The sequence below is a fragment of the Bisgaardia hudsonensis genome, assembly GCF_004345785.1.
Lineage (GTDB): Bacteria > Pseudomonadota > Gammaproteobacteria > Enterobacterales > Pasteurellaceae > Bisgaardia > Bisgaardia hudsonensis.
The window spans coordinates 19,881-34,539 of record NZ_SLXI01000001.1; the positions used below are offsets into that span (position 1 = coordinate 19,881).

General features: G+C 31.9%; 15 protein-coding genes. 6 read left to right on the plus strand and 9 right to left on the minus strand.

From position 1 onward, the window contains the following. From htpG to arsC, 5 genes are all read right to left on the minus strand, one after another. Positions 1-1,881, minus strand: coding sequence for a molecular chaperone HtpG (gene htpG / locus EV697_RS00120; RefSeq protein WP_132021310.1), 1,881 nt, complete (start codon positions 1,879-1,881; stop codon positions 1-3). Positions 1,882-1,965: 84 nt separating this feature from the next. Further along, positions 1,966-2,259 (minus strand): DUF5377 family protein, encoded by a 294-nt coding sequence (locus tag EV697_RS00125; RefSeq protein ID WP_132021312.1) that lies wholly within the window; start codon positions 2,257-2,259, stop codon positions 1,966-1,968. A gap of 53 nt (positions 2,260-2,312) precedes the next feature. Beyond that, complete coding sequence (locus tag EV697_RS00130; protein ID WP_132021314.1) at positions 2,313-2,498, minus strand: alternative ribosome-rescue factor A; 186 nt, start codon at positions 2,496-2,498, stop codon at positions 2,313-2,315. A gap of 182 nt (positions 2,499-2,680) precedes the next feature. Beyond that, a complete protein-coding gene (locus EV697_RS00135) occupies positions 2,681-3,577 on the minus strand; it encodes an SAM hydrolase/SAM-dependent halogenase family protein (RefSeq protein ID WP_132021316.1) in 897 nt (298 codons plus the stop codon). Between the two features lie 103 nt (positions 3,578-3,680). Beyond that, complete coding sequence (arsC, locus tag EV697_RS00140; RefSeq protein ID WP_132021318.1) at positions 3,681-4,031, minus strand: arsenate reductase (glutaredoxin); 351 nt, start codon at positions 4,029-4,031, stop codon at positions 3,681-3,683. A gap of 76 nt (positions 4,032-4,107) precedes the next feature. Here arsC and EV697_RS00145 point away from each other — a divergent pair, with 76 nt between their 5' ends. The 3 genes from EV697_RS00145 to EV697_RS09780 are packed head-to-tail and all read left to right on the plus strand — an operon-like array spanning position 4,108 to position 6,761. Continuing rightward, positions 4,108-5,160 carry an AI-2E family transporter gene (locus EV697_RS00145; protein ID WP_132021320.1) on the plus strand — a complete coding sequence of 351 codons (1,053 nt, stop codon included), beginning with the start codon at positions 4,108-4,110 and terminating at the stop codon, positions 5,158-5,160. Between the two features lie 33 nt (positions 5,161-5,193). Further along, complete coding sequence (mltF, locus tag EV697_RS00150; RefSeq protein ID WP_132021322.1) at positions 5,194-6,588, plus strand: membrane-bound lytic murein transglycosylase MltF; 1,395 nt, start codon at positions 5,194-5,196, stop codon at positions 6,586-6,588. A 17-nt stretch (positions 6,589-6,605) separates the two neighbouring features. Then, positions 6,606-6,761, plus strand: coding sequence for a hypothetical protein (locus EV697_RS09780; protein ID WP_165906449.1), 156 nt, complete (start codon positions 6,606-6,608; stop codon positions 6,759-6,761). A 46-nt stretch (positions 6,762-6,807) separates the two neighbouring features. Here the strand turns inward: EV697_RS09780 and dsbB are convergent, their stop codons facing one another. Both dsbB and nhaB read right to left on the minus strand, forming a co-directional pair. Then, entirely contained in the window at positions 6,808-7,347 is a 540-nt protein-coding gene (gene dsbB, locus EV697_RS00155) for a disulfide bond formation protein DsbB (protein WP_132021324.1), read from the minus strand. A gap of 33 nt (positions 7,348-7,380) precedes the next feature. After that, the gene (gene nhaB, locus EV697_RS00160) at positions 7,381-8,910 is read right to left on the minus strand and encodes a Na(+)/H(+) antiporter NhaB (protein ID WP_132021326.1); all 1,530 of its coding nucleotides are present in this window, start codon (positions 8,908-8,910) and stop codon (positions 7,381-7,383) included. 143 nt (positions 8,911-9,053) lie between these two features. Here nhaB and fadR point away from each other — a divergent pair, with 143 nt between their 5' ends. Next, a complete protein-coding gene (fadR, locus tag EV697_RS00165; protein WP_132021328.1) occupies positions 9,054-9,779 on the plus strand; it encodes a fatty acid metabolism transcriptional regulator FadR in 726 nt (241 codons plus the stop codon). A gap of 34 nt (positions 9,780-9,813) precedes the next feature. Here fadR and EV697_RS00170 read toward each other — a convergent pair whose 3' ends face one another. Next, positions 9,814-11,028 carry a pyridoxal phosphate-dependent aminotransferase gene (locus EV697_RS00170; RefSeq protein WP_132021330.1) on the minus strand — a complete coding sequence of 405 codons (1,215 nt, stop codon included), beginning with the start codon at positions 11,026-11,028 and terminating at the stop codon, positions 9,814-9,816. 160 nt (positions 11,029-11,188) lie between these two features. Here EV697_RS00170 and EV697_RS00175 point away from each other — a divergent pair, with 160 nt between their 5' ends. Further along, entirely contained in the window at positions 11,189-12,469 is a 1,281-nt protein-coding gene (locus EV697_RS00175; protein ID WP_132021332.1) for an isochorismate synthase, read from the plus strand. Between the two features lie 15 nt (positions 12,470-12,484). After that, positions 12,485-14,191 (plus strand): 2-succinyl-5-enolpyruvyl-6-hydroxy-3-cyclohexene-1-carboxylic-acid synthase, encoded by a 1,707-nt coding sequence (gene menD, locus EV697_RS00180; RefSeq protein WP_132021334.1) that lies wholly within the window; start codon positions 12,485-12,487, stop codon positions 14,189-14,191. A 270-nt stretch (positions 14,192-14,461) separates the two neighbouring features. Here menD and EV697_RS09785 read toward each other — a convergent pair whose 3' ends face one another. Next, positions 14,462-14,566 carry a DUF5339 family protein gene (locus EV697_RS09785; protein WP_165906450.1) on the minus strand — a complete coding sequence of 35 codons (105 nt, stop codon included), beginning with the start codon at positions 14,564-14,566 and terminating at the stop codon, positions 14,462-14,464. Positions 14,567-14,659 lie beyond the last annotated feature (93 nt).

Below are 14,659 nucleotides of genomic sequence, written 5' to 3' on the forward strand. Positions count from 1 at the left end.
TTATTTAGATAACAACTGATTTACACGTTTAATAAATGCAGTTGGATTTTCTAATGAACCTCTTTCTGCTAGCATAGCTTGCTCAAGTAATAGTTCAATCCAGTTAGCAAAGGCCTCTTCATCAGCAATATCAGCCACTTTTTTAACTAGGTGATGTTCAGGATTTATCTCAAAAGTATATTTTACTTCAGGAACAGATTGCCCTGCGGCTACAAATAATTTTGCCATTTGTGTTGTCATTTGATCATTATCTGTTGATACAACTGCTGGCGTATCAGTTAATCGATGAGTTAAGCGGACTTCTTTTACTCTTTCACCTAACAATGTTTTTACCCTTTCGATAAAAGAACCAAATTCTTTATCTTGTTCTTTTTGCTGTTCTTCATCTTTGTCAGCAAGCTCACCGAGATCTAAATCTGCTTTGGTGATAGGTTGTAATTGTTTTCCATCAAATTCAGTTAAATAGCTTAACATCCATTCATCAATGCGATCTGAAAGCAGTAAAACTTCAATATCTTTTTTATTGAATAATTCTAAGTGTGGGCTATTTTTTGCTGCAATATAGCTATCTGCAGTAATATAGTAAATTGCCTTTTGTCCTTCTTTCATTCTTGCTACATAGTCAGTTAATGAAACATTTTGCTCACTACTATCATTTTTAGTCGAAGCAAAACGTAATAACTTAGCAATACTTTCTTTATTGGCAAAATCTTCTGCAGGTCCTTCTTTTAATACTAAGCCAAACTCTTTCCAAAATTGAAGATATTTTTCTTCATCTTTGGATAGTTTATCTAACATTTGTAGTGATCGTTTTGTTAATGCCTTACGTAATGCTGCTGTTACTTTATTGTCTTGTAATATTTCTCGTGAAACATTTAGTGGCAGATCGTTACTATCAATTAAGCCTCGCATAAAGCGTAAATAATTTGGCATAAATTGCTCAGCATCGTCCATAATAAAAACACGTTGTACATAAAGTTTTAATCCGTGTTTATGTTCACGATTAAATAAATCCCAAGGTGCTTTAGATGGAACATAGAGTAAACTAGTATATTCTTGGTTTCCTTCTACTCTGTTATGTGCCCATAATAGTGGGTCAGCAAAATCGCTACTTAGGTGTTTATAAAACGCTTTGTACTCATCGTCAGAAATTTCATTTTTACTACGATTCCAAAGTGCTTCAGCTTTATTGATTTTTTCCCATTTTACGCCCGTTTCTTTACCTTCATCATCATATTCTTTACTGAGAATTTCCACTGGTAAACCAATATGATCAGAATATTTAGCAATAACATCTCTTAGTCGCCACTCATTAGCAAATTCTTTTTCATCTTCTCTTAAATGTAATGTTATTTCAGTTCCACGATCTTTTTTCTCAATATCAGCAACAGAATACTCGCCTTCACCAGTTGATTCCCAAAGTACACCATTTTCTGATGTGGCTCCAGCTGCTCGAGTTTTTACAGTTACTTTGTCCGCTACAATAAATGCCGAGTAAAAACCGACACCAAATTGCCCGATAAGTTGACTATCTTTCGCTTGATCACTGCCAAGTGCAGTCAAAAATTCTTTAGTTCCAGATTTTGCAATTGTTCCTAAGTGATCGATCGCTTGATCACGAGTCATACCAATTCCATTGTCACTAACTGTAATAGTATTTTTTTTATCATCAAAACTGATGCGAACTTTTAACTCCCCATCCCCTTCATAAAGTTCAGGTGCTGAAAGTGCTTGAAAGCGTAGCTTGTCTGCGGCATCAGAGGCATTTGAAATAAGCTCACGCAAGAAAATTTCTTTATTAGAATAAAGTGAATGGATCATTAGTTGTAGAAGTTGTTTTACTTCAGATTGAAAACCACGAGTTTCTTGATTCTTGTTCATAAATTATTTCCTTATTATTTTATTAATTAGACGCTCACTTATATGGAGATAAAGTTACAAATTTCAACTTATTAAATGGAATTATTAGGCTTTAATACTAAGTTGACCAATTTTAACACCAAGTAACCCAAGAGAAATAGGATCTAAATAATCACCTAAAAATTTGAATAATTCTTCCAATTGAGTAAAAGAGCGGTTGATTTTTACTTGATCTTCTATTTTACGAATAAATTCATAAGAAATATTCATACCGTCAATATGAGCTAATAACGTTGTATTTATAGTCTCAAAAAAATGGCTTTTAGCACCCTCTTCACCAGGATCGCTGATTCGCACGTTACAATTATCAGTAAATAAAATTTCTGTTTTTGTTGACATAATTGATTACTCCTATTTATTTATAGCTTAAGAAAAACCCGATTATTAATTCTTTAGTAAAATAAGAAAGAATTAATAATCGGGCTTTCATCGCCTCTTTTTGCGTGTTTCGGCTTTCTTTGATAGCTCCCTTTTCCTTTTCGGTTTCGTTCTATCTTCTCTCTAAAAAGTCGGTCATGCAATAATGCTTTAATGGCATTATCTTTTATCTCACCACGAGTATGTTGATATTTTGTCATTTTTTTCTCTCATATTTTATTTTTAATAATATTACTAAATTTTGGAAAGCGATATATGAATAAATATATCGGTGGCGGATTATAGCACTATTTTATTAATAATAGACTAAAATCTTAGAAGATAATTCTAAGAAGATGGATGTAATAAAAAATGGAAGTTCTAATGAACTCCCAATTTTTAATTACTGGCACTTATGTAAAGTTACATTCCAATCTGATCCAGAATATACTTTATATGTTTCAGAGAAATTATCCATATTCAATGCAAAAGAAACATTTAATAAGCTGTTTAAATAAAGAAGCGGTTTTCCTTCTTTAACATCACCAAAACTACTTACATATGGCATTTTACCTGAATATTTTACTATATTTCCCTCTTTGATCTCGACACAAGTAATATCACCTTTTTTAATATTTGATTTAGTTAATAAATCATCATTTATATTTGTCCACACATTACCGTATTGGATATCTAAAATTGGAATATTACCTTTTAAAGTATCTTGTTCTAGAATTGCTTTCTGATAAGGTATATTAAGTACTTTATTATCTAATTTTTTACCCACTTCCTCAAATGAAATAGTCTCTGAGGCTAATCTTGCTCCAGTATAAGCATAGACATCTCTCCCATGAAAGGTATAAGACTTTTCAGAACCAGGAAGACGATTTTTATTTTCATCAATTTCTCGAATACTATCAATCCCTAGATTTTCAGCAATTAAGGTTAATGTACCATTGTCAGGTGTCACAAAGTAATGACCTGTTTTTGTTTTAAGTACAACAGATTTACGATCTGTTCCAACACCAGGATCTACAACGCTAACAAAGACCGTACCTTTTTTCCAATAAGGCGCTGTTTGGTATAAACGATAAGCTGCTTCCCAAATATTATAAGGGGGGATTTCATGTGTTAAATCAAAGATTTTTAAATCTTCATCAACAGAAAATGCGACGCCTTTCATTGCTGAAACGGCACCATCTTTCAAGCTGAAATCTGTTTGTAATACAAGTGCATTATCAGCTAATACCGAACAAGCACAACTTAAGCCAACAATTAGAGGTAAGAGTTGTTTTTGCATATTTTTTCCTTTTTGTGTAGTTATATAATCTAAAACTAATTATTACCTTATTTAAATTTATTTGTAAATAACTAAACTGATAGGAACAGTACAAATTAAATTGTTATAAAATAGATAATACATTTTCAGGAGGGCGTCCTATGCACGCTCGTTCACCATTTACTACAATAGGACGTTCTAATAATACTGGATTTTTTACAATCGTTTCTAATAATTCATCCTCGTTTAATTCTGGATTGTCCAATGCTAAAGACGTATAAAGTTCATCTTTGATTCTCATCATCTCTCTAGCAGAAGAAATCCCCAGTTTTTTGACTAATTCTTTTAGCTGCTCAAGAGAAAGTGGATTCTGTAAATATAGTTCTATTGTTGGTTGAATGTTATTTTTTTCTAATAATGCTAATGTTGCTCGACTTTTTGAGCATTTAGGGTTGTGATAAATAATGATTTCCATAAAAAAATCCTTTGTTGATATAAATTATTAAAATTTTACCTTATAATCATAAAAAAGTCTTATTGAAGGATAAATTATGATCGAAATGATAAGAAGCTGGTATTATCGCCGATTTACTGATCCACAAGCTATGGCATTGTTTGCTATTCTGCTTTTTAGTTTTATTATAGTTTATTTTTTTAGTAATTTACTTGCACCACTTTTAATTGCGATTGTGCTGGCATATTTACTTGAATATCCAATACATTTATTGACTAAAAAGTTAAATTTCCCTAGATTACTGGCTATTTCACTTGTTATTGGGGGATTTATAGGTATTGTTTTTCTAATGACATTTGTCTTGATTCCTAAATTATGGACTCAGACCGCAAAATTATTAAGTGATCTCCCTTATATGTTTAATCAATTAAACGGATGGCTAGTATCATTGCCTGAGGCTTATCCTGAGTTAGTGGACTATCAAATGGTTGATGCTTTTTTTACGACATTTAAAGGAAAAATTCTAGGTTTTGGTGAATCTGCATTAAAATTTTCGATAACTTCTTTACTAAGTCTAGTTACGTTGGGTATTTATGCTTTTCTTGTTCCGTTGATGATGTTTTTTTTATTAAAAGATAAACAAGAGTTAATGGATTATATTGTAGGTTTTTTACCTAAAAATCGTACATTAGTATCAGAGGTTTGGCGAGAAATGCAATTACAGATAGCGAATTATATTCGTGGTAAATTATTAGAAATTTTGGTAATGACGATTGTTAGTTATGCTATTTTTTTAATTTTTGGTTTGAATTATTCATTATTACTTGCGGTGTCTGTCGGTTTATCTGTATTAGTACCTTATATTGGAGCAGTACTTGTTACTATTCCTTTAGTGATTGTTGCCATCTTTCAGTTTGGGGTTACGCCAACATTTTGGTATTTAATTACAACTTATATTGTTTCTCAATTACTAGATGGTAATTTATTGGTTCCATTTTTATTTTCAGAGGCTGTAAACTTACATCCTTTAACAATTATTGTATCTGTTATTATTTTTGGGGGATTGTGGGGTTTTTGGGGGGTATTTTTTGCAATACCATTAGCTACTTTAGTGAAAGCAGTGGTCCATTCTTGGCCATCAACTGAGTAGAAAGAATGAGTATAAATTAATTGGGTGAATTGATTGAAAGGATTATTTATTAGAATTAGTTGTGCTATTTTATTATTGCTTTGGGCAATTGATATGGTTTTTCCTTGGCAAAAAGTAATTAGAGATGAGGAAAGTCGTTATACTGCGATTCAAAAACGTGGGGAGTTAATTTTAGGAACAATTAATAATCCAATTTCTTATTTCATTGACCAAAATGGACAATCAGGCTTGGAATATGAATTAGGTAAGCATTTTGCAGATTATCTCGGTGTAAAATTAGATATTAAGGTTTTTGAAAATAGTACTGAGTTATTTAGAGCTTTAGAACAACAACAAATAGATATTGCGGCAGCTAACTTATTATATGATTCAAATAAAGCAACTAATTTCCAATTAGGTCCCTCTTATTATAATGCTTCTTGGCAATTAGTTTATAAAAAAGGACAAAAAAGACCTTTATCTTTTGGAGATATTGATGGAAAGATAAGTATATCTTCAGGAACGGGTATTAATGAAATTCTCAATTCATTTACAGAGAAATATGCTAGATTAAGTTGGGAAGAATTAGATAAAACGCAAGAAGAGATATTGTTAAAAGTAGCAGAAGGAAAAATTGATTATGCTATTGCAACAAGCATTGATGTTGCCGCGGTACAGCAAATAAGGCCAGAAATATCTGTTGCATTTGATTTAACTGATGAATCAACAGTACATTGGTATTTGGCAAATAATGCGTATAATGAATTACAAGCTGCCTTATTAGGTTTTACAAGTATAGCTCTTGAAACAGGTGTTATTGCTAGAATAGAGGAAAAGTATTTTAGTCATTTATCTCAGTTTGATTATGTGGATATTCGCGCTTATATGAGAGCAATTCAAGATACTCTTCCGACTTATATTGAATTATTTAAAAAGTATCAAGGTAATTTGGATTGGAAATTATTAGCGGCTATTGCTTATCAAGAATCTCATTGGGAGCCTAAAGCCACATCTCCAACAGGAGTGAGAGGGATGATGATGCTAACAAAAGCAACTGCCGATAGAATGCAAATCACAGATAGATTAAATCCCGAACAGAGTATTAAAGCTGGTTCTGAATATATTCATCTATTACTTAATCAAATGCCTAATAGTATTTTAAAAGAAGATAGGATTTGGTTTGCGTTGGTCGCTTATAATATGGGGTTAGGGCATTTGTTGGATGTAAGGCGCTTAACAAAACAATTAGGAGGAAATCCGGATAATTGGTTAGATGTAAAAAATAATTTACCTTTACTTGCTGAAAAACGTTACTATTCAAAATTAAAATATGGTTATGCTAGAGGGTATGAGGCATTGCAATATGTTGAAAATATTCGGCGCTATATGAATAGTATTATCAATTATCATCGAGTAGAAGAAAATATAAAAGATAGTGTAGTAAAATAATAGAGGAAATAATTGTAATGATACGAAAAAGAAGAACATTTTTAAAACAAAATAAATCACCATCTAACTTTAGAACAAAAAGAACGGCAAGAATAAGACGTCTTAAACTACAAAAAAGACGTATTTGGGAAAGACAAAGTTTGCAGTTTGTTATTTTGGATATTCATAATTAGAAAATAAAAATGCTCAAATATTAATTTATTTGAGCATTTTTGTTCTCTAGCTTTCGTTAAAGATCATTCTTTGTTGCTTTATTTTTTTGAACTGGCTAATCAGCAATAATGAAAATAGAATGATATAACAAGAAAAAATAAAGATTATCCACTGTACCATAGAATACCCTAAAAATGACCACACAATGTCACTACAAGAGCCCGTTGGATTAAACATATAGGGAATCCATTTATCTAAAGGAATTGTAGTTGGAAACTCAGCTAATACAGAACATTGATTCCAAGGCCCTGGATTGATTTGATAATCAAAATGCTTTAATGCTAGTAACAATCCTTTAATGGCACTAAATAAGCCAACAATAATAGCAAATAGTCTTATTAGAATAAATCTAGGAAAGATAAAACCGATAATCCCTGAAATGACAATACCCAATAATGCAACCCGTTCATAAATACACATGAGACAGGGAGATAGGTCCATTCCATGTTGGAAATAGAGAGCGCATCCTTCTAACAACAATCCAGATAGAATGAGTAGTAGCCAGCTGGTACGTTGTGTTGATAATATTTTTAAAAATTTGAGCATTGCCATCCCTTTTGATTATAAGTAATGATGCATTTATCCCAGAAGTTGTAAAGCTAATGGGGTAATCCATGGTAGAATAAATTCAATTGCTAATAAACCAACTACAGATAAAACGATAGTATAAGGTAGTGCCATATATACCATTCTTCCATAAGATAAATTAATAAGTGGTGCTAATGATGAAGTTAATAAAAATAAGAAAGCAGCTTGTCCATTTGGTGTTGCCACAGAAGGTAAGTTGGTTCCCGTATTTATTGCTACTGCAAGCAACTCAAATTGATCTTGAGAAATAATATTTTCAGTAAGCGCTACTTTTGCTTCATTAATATAGACAGTCGCAACAAAAACATTATCTGATATGGAAGAAAGCACGCCATTAAATACGTAGAACAGAAGTAGTTGAGTATCTTCTGGTGCAGCTAATACAAAATGAATTAATGGGGCAAATAATTTTTGATCAATAATAACTGAAACAACAGCAAAAAATACGACCAATAATGCAGTGAATGGTAAGGATTCTTGGAAAGCCTTTCCTAGCTGATGCTCATTTGTCACTCCACAGAATGCTGTGGCTAAAATAATAACTGTTAATCCAATAATACCAACGGTTGCTAAGTGTAATGCGAGTCCAATGACTAACCAAATACCAACAATGGCTTGTATAATCAATTTCATTCTATCTTGCTTAGTCATTTTTTGGCTATTATTGCGATCAAATTTTGCCAAAATGCCCCATACTTTGCGAGGCAGTTTTGAACCATAGCCAAACCATTTTAATTTTTCTAATAAGACACAAGTAATAATTCCACAAATAAGAGTAGGAAGTGTAACGGGAAGCATTCGGATAAAAAACTCAGCAAAACTCCAATGAGCTTGTTCTGCGATAATTAAATTCTGAGGTTCTCCAACCATTGTCATTACACCACCCAATGCAGTTCCCACTCCAGAATGCATCATTAAGCTTCGTAAGAAAGAACGAAATTCTTCCAGTGTTTCTTTGCGATGAATAATATATTTATCATCTTTAATATCATCGGATTCATCGAATCCTCTACCAGATGCAACCTTATGGTACACCCCATAAAATCCAATACCAACACTAATGATAACAGCAACAACAGTTAAGGCATCAAGAAAGGCTGATAAAAAGGCCGCACTTAAACAAAATGCAAGGGATAAAATTATTTTAGAACGGATATTAAGTAACAATTTAGTAAAAACAAATAAAAGTAATTGCTTCATAAAATAAATACCAGCAACCATGAACATTAATAGTAGAATTACTTCAAAGTTTGCCATTATTTCTTCTTTTATGTGTTCTGCAGATGTCATTCCAATAATGACAGCTTCTAATGCCAACAGTCCTCCTGGTTGTAATGGATAGCATTTTAGAGCCATAGCTAAGGTAAATATAAACTCAGCGACGAGAACCCAGCCAGCTAAAAAGGGGCTAACTCCAAAAAATAAAACAGGGTTAATAATTAAAAAAGAGACTATTGCTATTTTATACCAATCAGGACTGCCTCCTAAAAAATTAACAAGGAAAGCTTTAGTATTGCTCATTTTACAACCTCAAATATAATAAAATAATAAAAACGAAGTCATTGTAATTGTAATATTTAGTACTTTCAAGGATAATAAAGAGCATTAATTTTATCACCTATAAAACTGTTAACTAAATCACATTTTTATTAAGTAGGCATATAATGACAAATAACCAATCCATTTTAAAAGCACAAAGTCCGGCAGGATTGGCTGAAGAATATATAGTTATGAGCATCTGGAATAATCATTATCCTCCAGGCTCTGATCTTCCCGCAGAAAGAGAGTTAGCAGAGCGTATAGGTGTTACTCGTACAACCTTGAGAGAAGTGTTACAACGTTTAGCAAGAGATGGTTGGTTAAATATACAACATGGAAAACCGACGAAAGTAAATAATGTTTGGGAAACTGCGGGACCAAATATTATTGGTACATTAATTAAGCTAGATAAGTCAACTGTTCCCACTATTATTTCTAATGTTGTTTCATTGCGAACGAGAATGGGGGAGCATTATATTCCTGAGGCAATAAAAATGGATTCAGTATCATCATTAAAGCTATTTGAATCATTGCCAAACTTACAAGATGATGAAAATTCTTTCGCAGACTTTGATTACCATCTTTATCGTAGTTTTACCTTTGTTGCTCAAAAGCCAGTATACGGATTAATTTTAAATAGCTTTAAGGATCTTTATCATAAAGTAGCTATTTTGTTTTTTAGTGAAAAAAAATCTCGTAAATTTACTTTATCTTTTTATCATAATTTAGCAGAATGTTGCAAAAATGGAGATTATCAAAAAGCAGCAAAATACTTATCGGATAATAAGGAAAGAAGTGCTGAGATTTGGAAATCAATGTTAAACCAGTTGCCTGATAATTTTGGAGAATAATAAAAACGCTCAACTTTGAGCGTTTTTATTTGTATTACTGTCGATATTGTTCCAAAAAACGAGCTAATTTATTTAATGCACTTTCAATTTGATCGGCATAAGGTAGTGTTACAATACGGAAATGATCTGGTGCATGCCAATTAAACCCTCTACCATGCACTAATAAAACTTTTTCTTGTCTTAAAAGATCCAATATCATTTTTTCATCATCATAAATATTGAATTTTTTAATATCAATTTTAGGGAACATATACATTGCGCCCATAGGTTTAACACAACTAATACCTGGAATTTGATTAATTAAATCATAAGCTTTATTACGCTGCTCTAATAAGCGTCCACCAGGTAAAATAAATTCATTAATACTCTGATAACCACCTAAAGCAGTTTGAATAGCATGTTGCATTGGATGGTTGGCACATAGTCTCATTGAGGCAAGCATATCAATACCTTCAATATAACCTTGAGCTTGATGTTTTGGTCCATTTAAAATCATCCAACCTTGACGAAATCCTGCAACACGATAAGCTTTTGATAACCCATTAAATGTAATAGTTAATAAATCTGGAGCTAACGCTGCAATATGATGATGAACCGCATCATCATAGAGAATCTTTTCATAAATCTCATCAGAAAAAATAATCAGATTATGTTGACGAGCGACCTCCACTATTTCTAATAGTAATTCTTTGCTATAAACGGCACCAGTTGGATTATTAGGGTTAATAATCACAATACCTTTCGTTTTAGAGGTAATTTTACTTTTAATATCATTTATATCAGGAAACCAATTAGCTTGTTCATCACATAAATAATGTACGGCTTTGCCTCCTGCAAGGGTTGTTGAAGCTGTCCATAACGGATAATCTGGCATTGGAATTAATATTTCATCTCCGTTATTAAGTAATGCTTGTAAGGACATAGTGATTAATTCAGAAACACCATTACCAATATATACATCATTTACGGTCGCTCCTAGAATATTTTTAGATTGGTAATATTGAACGATTGCTTTTCTCGCTGAATAAAGTCCTTTTGAATCGCAGTATCCTTGAGCGGATGGAAGATTTCGCAAAATATCTACAAGAATTTCGTCTGGAGCTTCAAAACCAAAAGGTGCGGGGTTACCAATGTTGAGTTTTAGAATTTTATTACCTTCTTCTTCAAGGCGCAATGCTTCTTTATGTACGGGACCACGGATGTCATAACAAACATGTTCTAATTTATCTGATTTAGGGAAATATTTCATAGGGTACCTTCGATTATTCGTTAAAAGTTGCATTATTTTAGGGGTATATTGTATTTATATTTGACTGACTAAAACTTTTGCTAAAAACTTTGGGTAAAGTGCGGTAAAATTAGAGCTTATTTTTAACTTATTTTTCCACTAAATACAATAATTTTTTGAAATGGATACTTTACAACAAATAAAAAGGGATTTAATTTCTATAATAAAGTGCCACAGACCTAGCAGAAAAGAGAAAATAAGTATTTTTCGTTTTCAAGTAACTGGGTATTTAGAATTACTGAGCTGGTTAAAGGCACAAGATTTATATCCTCAGTTTTATTTAAATTTTCGAGATAATGATAAAAAATTAGCCTCGATAGGTACTGTATTATCTTTTTCAGCACTCAATGAAGCACAGCAATTTATTTTATCAAACAAGGTTTCTCTAGTTGGAGGAATGAAATTTAATAATAATGTGATGTTTTTTCTACCTCGCCTTTTGCTTGAGCAAACTAAAGACTCATTATGTATTCAATTTGTTATTAACAACGAAATAAACTGGCTAGATGAAAAAAAAGAGATACTTGAATTACTTGATTCTTTAACATTAACTAAACCAATACAAGATATTAAGCAAACAATTCAATTACAAACTAAAAAAGCAAGTCAACAAGAATGGGAAAGTTGGGTTGAGGATGTATTAAGAGAAATTAAAAAAGGAATTTTAACAAAAGTTGTTTTGTCAAATGAAACTAATTTTGTGACTGATTCACCATTAGATGACAAGGATTTTTTAGCTAAAAGTGAAAAATATAATAAAGATTGTTACCATTTCTTATTAGCTGAAAATAAACATTGTACTTTTTTAGGTTCTAGTCCTGAACGATTATACCAACGTAATGGTCAATCTTTAGTAACTGAAGCGGTTGCTGGCACAGCGGTAATTACAGATAATGAAAAACAGAATAAACAACAAGCAACTTGGTTACTTAATGATGAGAAAAATGGTTATGAAAATTGGCTTGTTGTAAAAGATATTAAGCAGAATTTATTTCCTCATATTGAAGAAATAAATATTCAAGATAAAGAAATAAAACGATTAAGACAGGTTCAGCACTTAAAAAGAAGAATTACTGCAAGATTAAAGTGTGGTTACTTAGATCAGATTTGCTTAGAATCTATTCACCCGACAGCTGCAGTTGCAGGGGTACCAAAGAAAGAGTCAAAAAGCTTTATCCAACAAGTAGAAACTTTTAGTCGAGAGTGGTACGCTGGTACATTAGGTATTATGGCTGAAGATTATGCTGAATTTACAGTAACAATTCGTAGTGCTTTTATTGAGGATAATAATATTCGTATTTTGGCGGGAGCTGGGATTGTTGAAGGTTCTGTTCCTTTGCTAGAATGGGAAGAAATAGAACGTAAAGCACTGGGATTAATCTCATTGTTACACAAAGAATAAATGGAGAGAATAATAATGTCAATTAGTGTATTTAATCGTTGTTGGGCAAAGGTAATTTTAGAAACACTTGTTCGACAAGGCGTGTCGCATTTCTGCATTGCTCCAGGCTCTCGTTCTACTCCATTGACATTAGAGGCAAACCGTTTACAGGACGGAGGAAAAGTCGTTTGCCATACTCATTTTGATGAACGAGGTTTAGGTTTTTTTGCACTTGGTTTATCAAAATCAATAAAACAAAAAGTGGCTATTATTGTTACTTCTGGTACTGCTACGGCTAATTTGTATCCTGCGATTATTGAAGCTCGTCAGACAGGTGTTAATTTGATTGTTTTAACAGCAGATAGACCATTAGAGCTCCTAGAATGTGGAGCCAATCAAGCTATATTACAAGAAAATATGTTCGCAAATTATCCTATCGCAGCGATTAATTTACCTCGACCGAGCCAAGACTATAATACTAGCTGGTTAATCTCAATTATTGATAATGCTTGCTATAAACAAGAACAAGAATCAGGTGTTATTCATATTAATGTCCCTTTTGCAGAACCTTTATATGAAGCGAAGAATGAAGAAATTGATTTTCATCCTTGGTTATCAAATATACAACGTTGGTTGGCTCAAAATAAAAAATGGGTAAAGTACCAGTCTAATCAACATGAAGTTTTAATGCATGAAAACTGGGATCATTGGCGTACCCAAAAGGGAATTATTGTAGTGGGACGTCTTCCTATTGAACAGGCAATAGGCATTAAAGATTGGGCGAATACAATGGGTTGGATAATGATTACTGATATTCAATCAACTGTTGAACCAAATTTACCACATGCTGATATTTGGTTAGCTAATGAAACAATAAAACAAAAATTATTACAGGCAGATATTCTCATTCAACTAGGAACTGGCTTTATTAGTAAACGAATTAACCAATTCTTAAGTACATTCAAAAATGAATTTTGGATTGTAGATTCTTCAAATAAAGTGATCGATCCTTATCATCATTCAAGTATTCGCTTTAATGCTAAAATTCATCATTGGTTGAGAGCTCATCCTCCACTAAGACAGAAACCTTGGTTAATTGAGCCTTTAGCCTTAGCTAATTTTTGTACTAAATTTATTGAAGAAGAAGTGAGTGGAAATTTGAATGAGGCGTCTTTAGCTTATTATATTGGTCGTATTTTACCTAAAAATAGCCAATTATTTTTAGGCAATAGCTTATTTGTTCGATTAGCAGATGCTTTAGCTAAATTACCAGATGGTTATCCTGTTTATACAAATCGTGGTGCAAGTGGTATTGACGGATTACTTGCGACAATATCAGGTATTAGTATTGGCACTGAAAAGATAACTGTAGCAATGCTTGGTGATCTTTCGGCACTATATGATTTGAATTCATTTGCATTATTGAAAAAATTAGATCAACCAACGGTTATTTTCATTATTAATAACAATGGTGGTGCTATTTTTGATATGTTACCAGTAGATGAATCGGTTAAAGAACAATATTATCGAATGCCACACAATGTTGAGTTTTCTCAAGTTGCCACTATGTTTGACCTCAAATATGCAAGACCTTATACTTGGGCTGATCTTAGTTCCGTATTAAAAACAGCATATATTCGCAAAGAAACAACCATTATTGAAATAAAAGTCAATCCAAGTGACGGAAGTAATATTTATAAACGCTTAATTGAACAGATTAGTTATGCTGTTATTGGTTCGTAATGAATATTAAATTGTAATTATTTAAAGGGGTTTAGTAATATTATTAATTCATTACTATAACTTATAGCTTACAATAAGTTGAATTATATATTCAACATCTGTGAATAAGAGGTATAAGAAGAAATGAAAAGTTCATTATTTGATAAAATAGGTGTACGTTATCTGTTACTACAATAATAAATGGATTGAGACTAAGTTAAGAAGACTAGCCTTGATACAATATTGAACTAGTATCTAAAATTATTACTTAAATTTTTAACTATTTTTTATTTATTTCATACCCATTGCTGCTTCCATTTGTTTTAATTGTTTGAACGCTTGATTACAAGTTTGCTCTTGAGAATCTTTTGGCATTGCAACAAATTGAGCTTTCATTGCATCATTTGTGTTGCTTGAGCTACTGGTAATTTTGATAAGAAATTATTGTATTTTGTAAAATAACCTTAAAAGTAAAGTATTGTAAGTTTA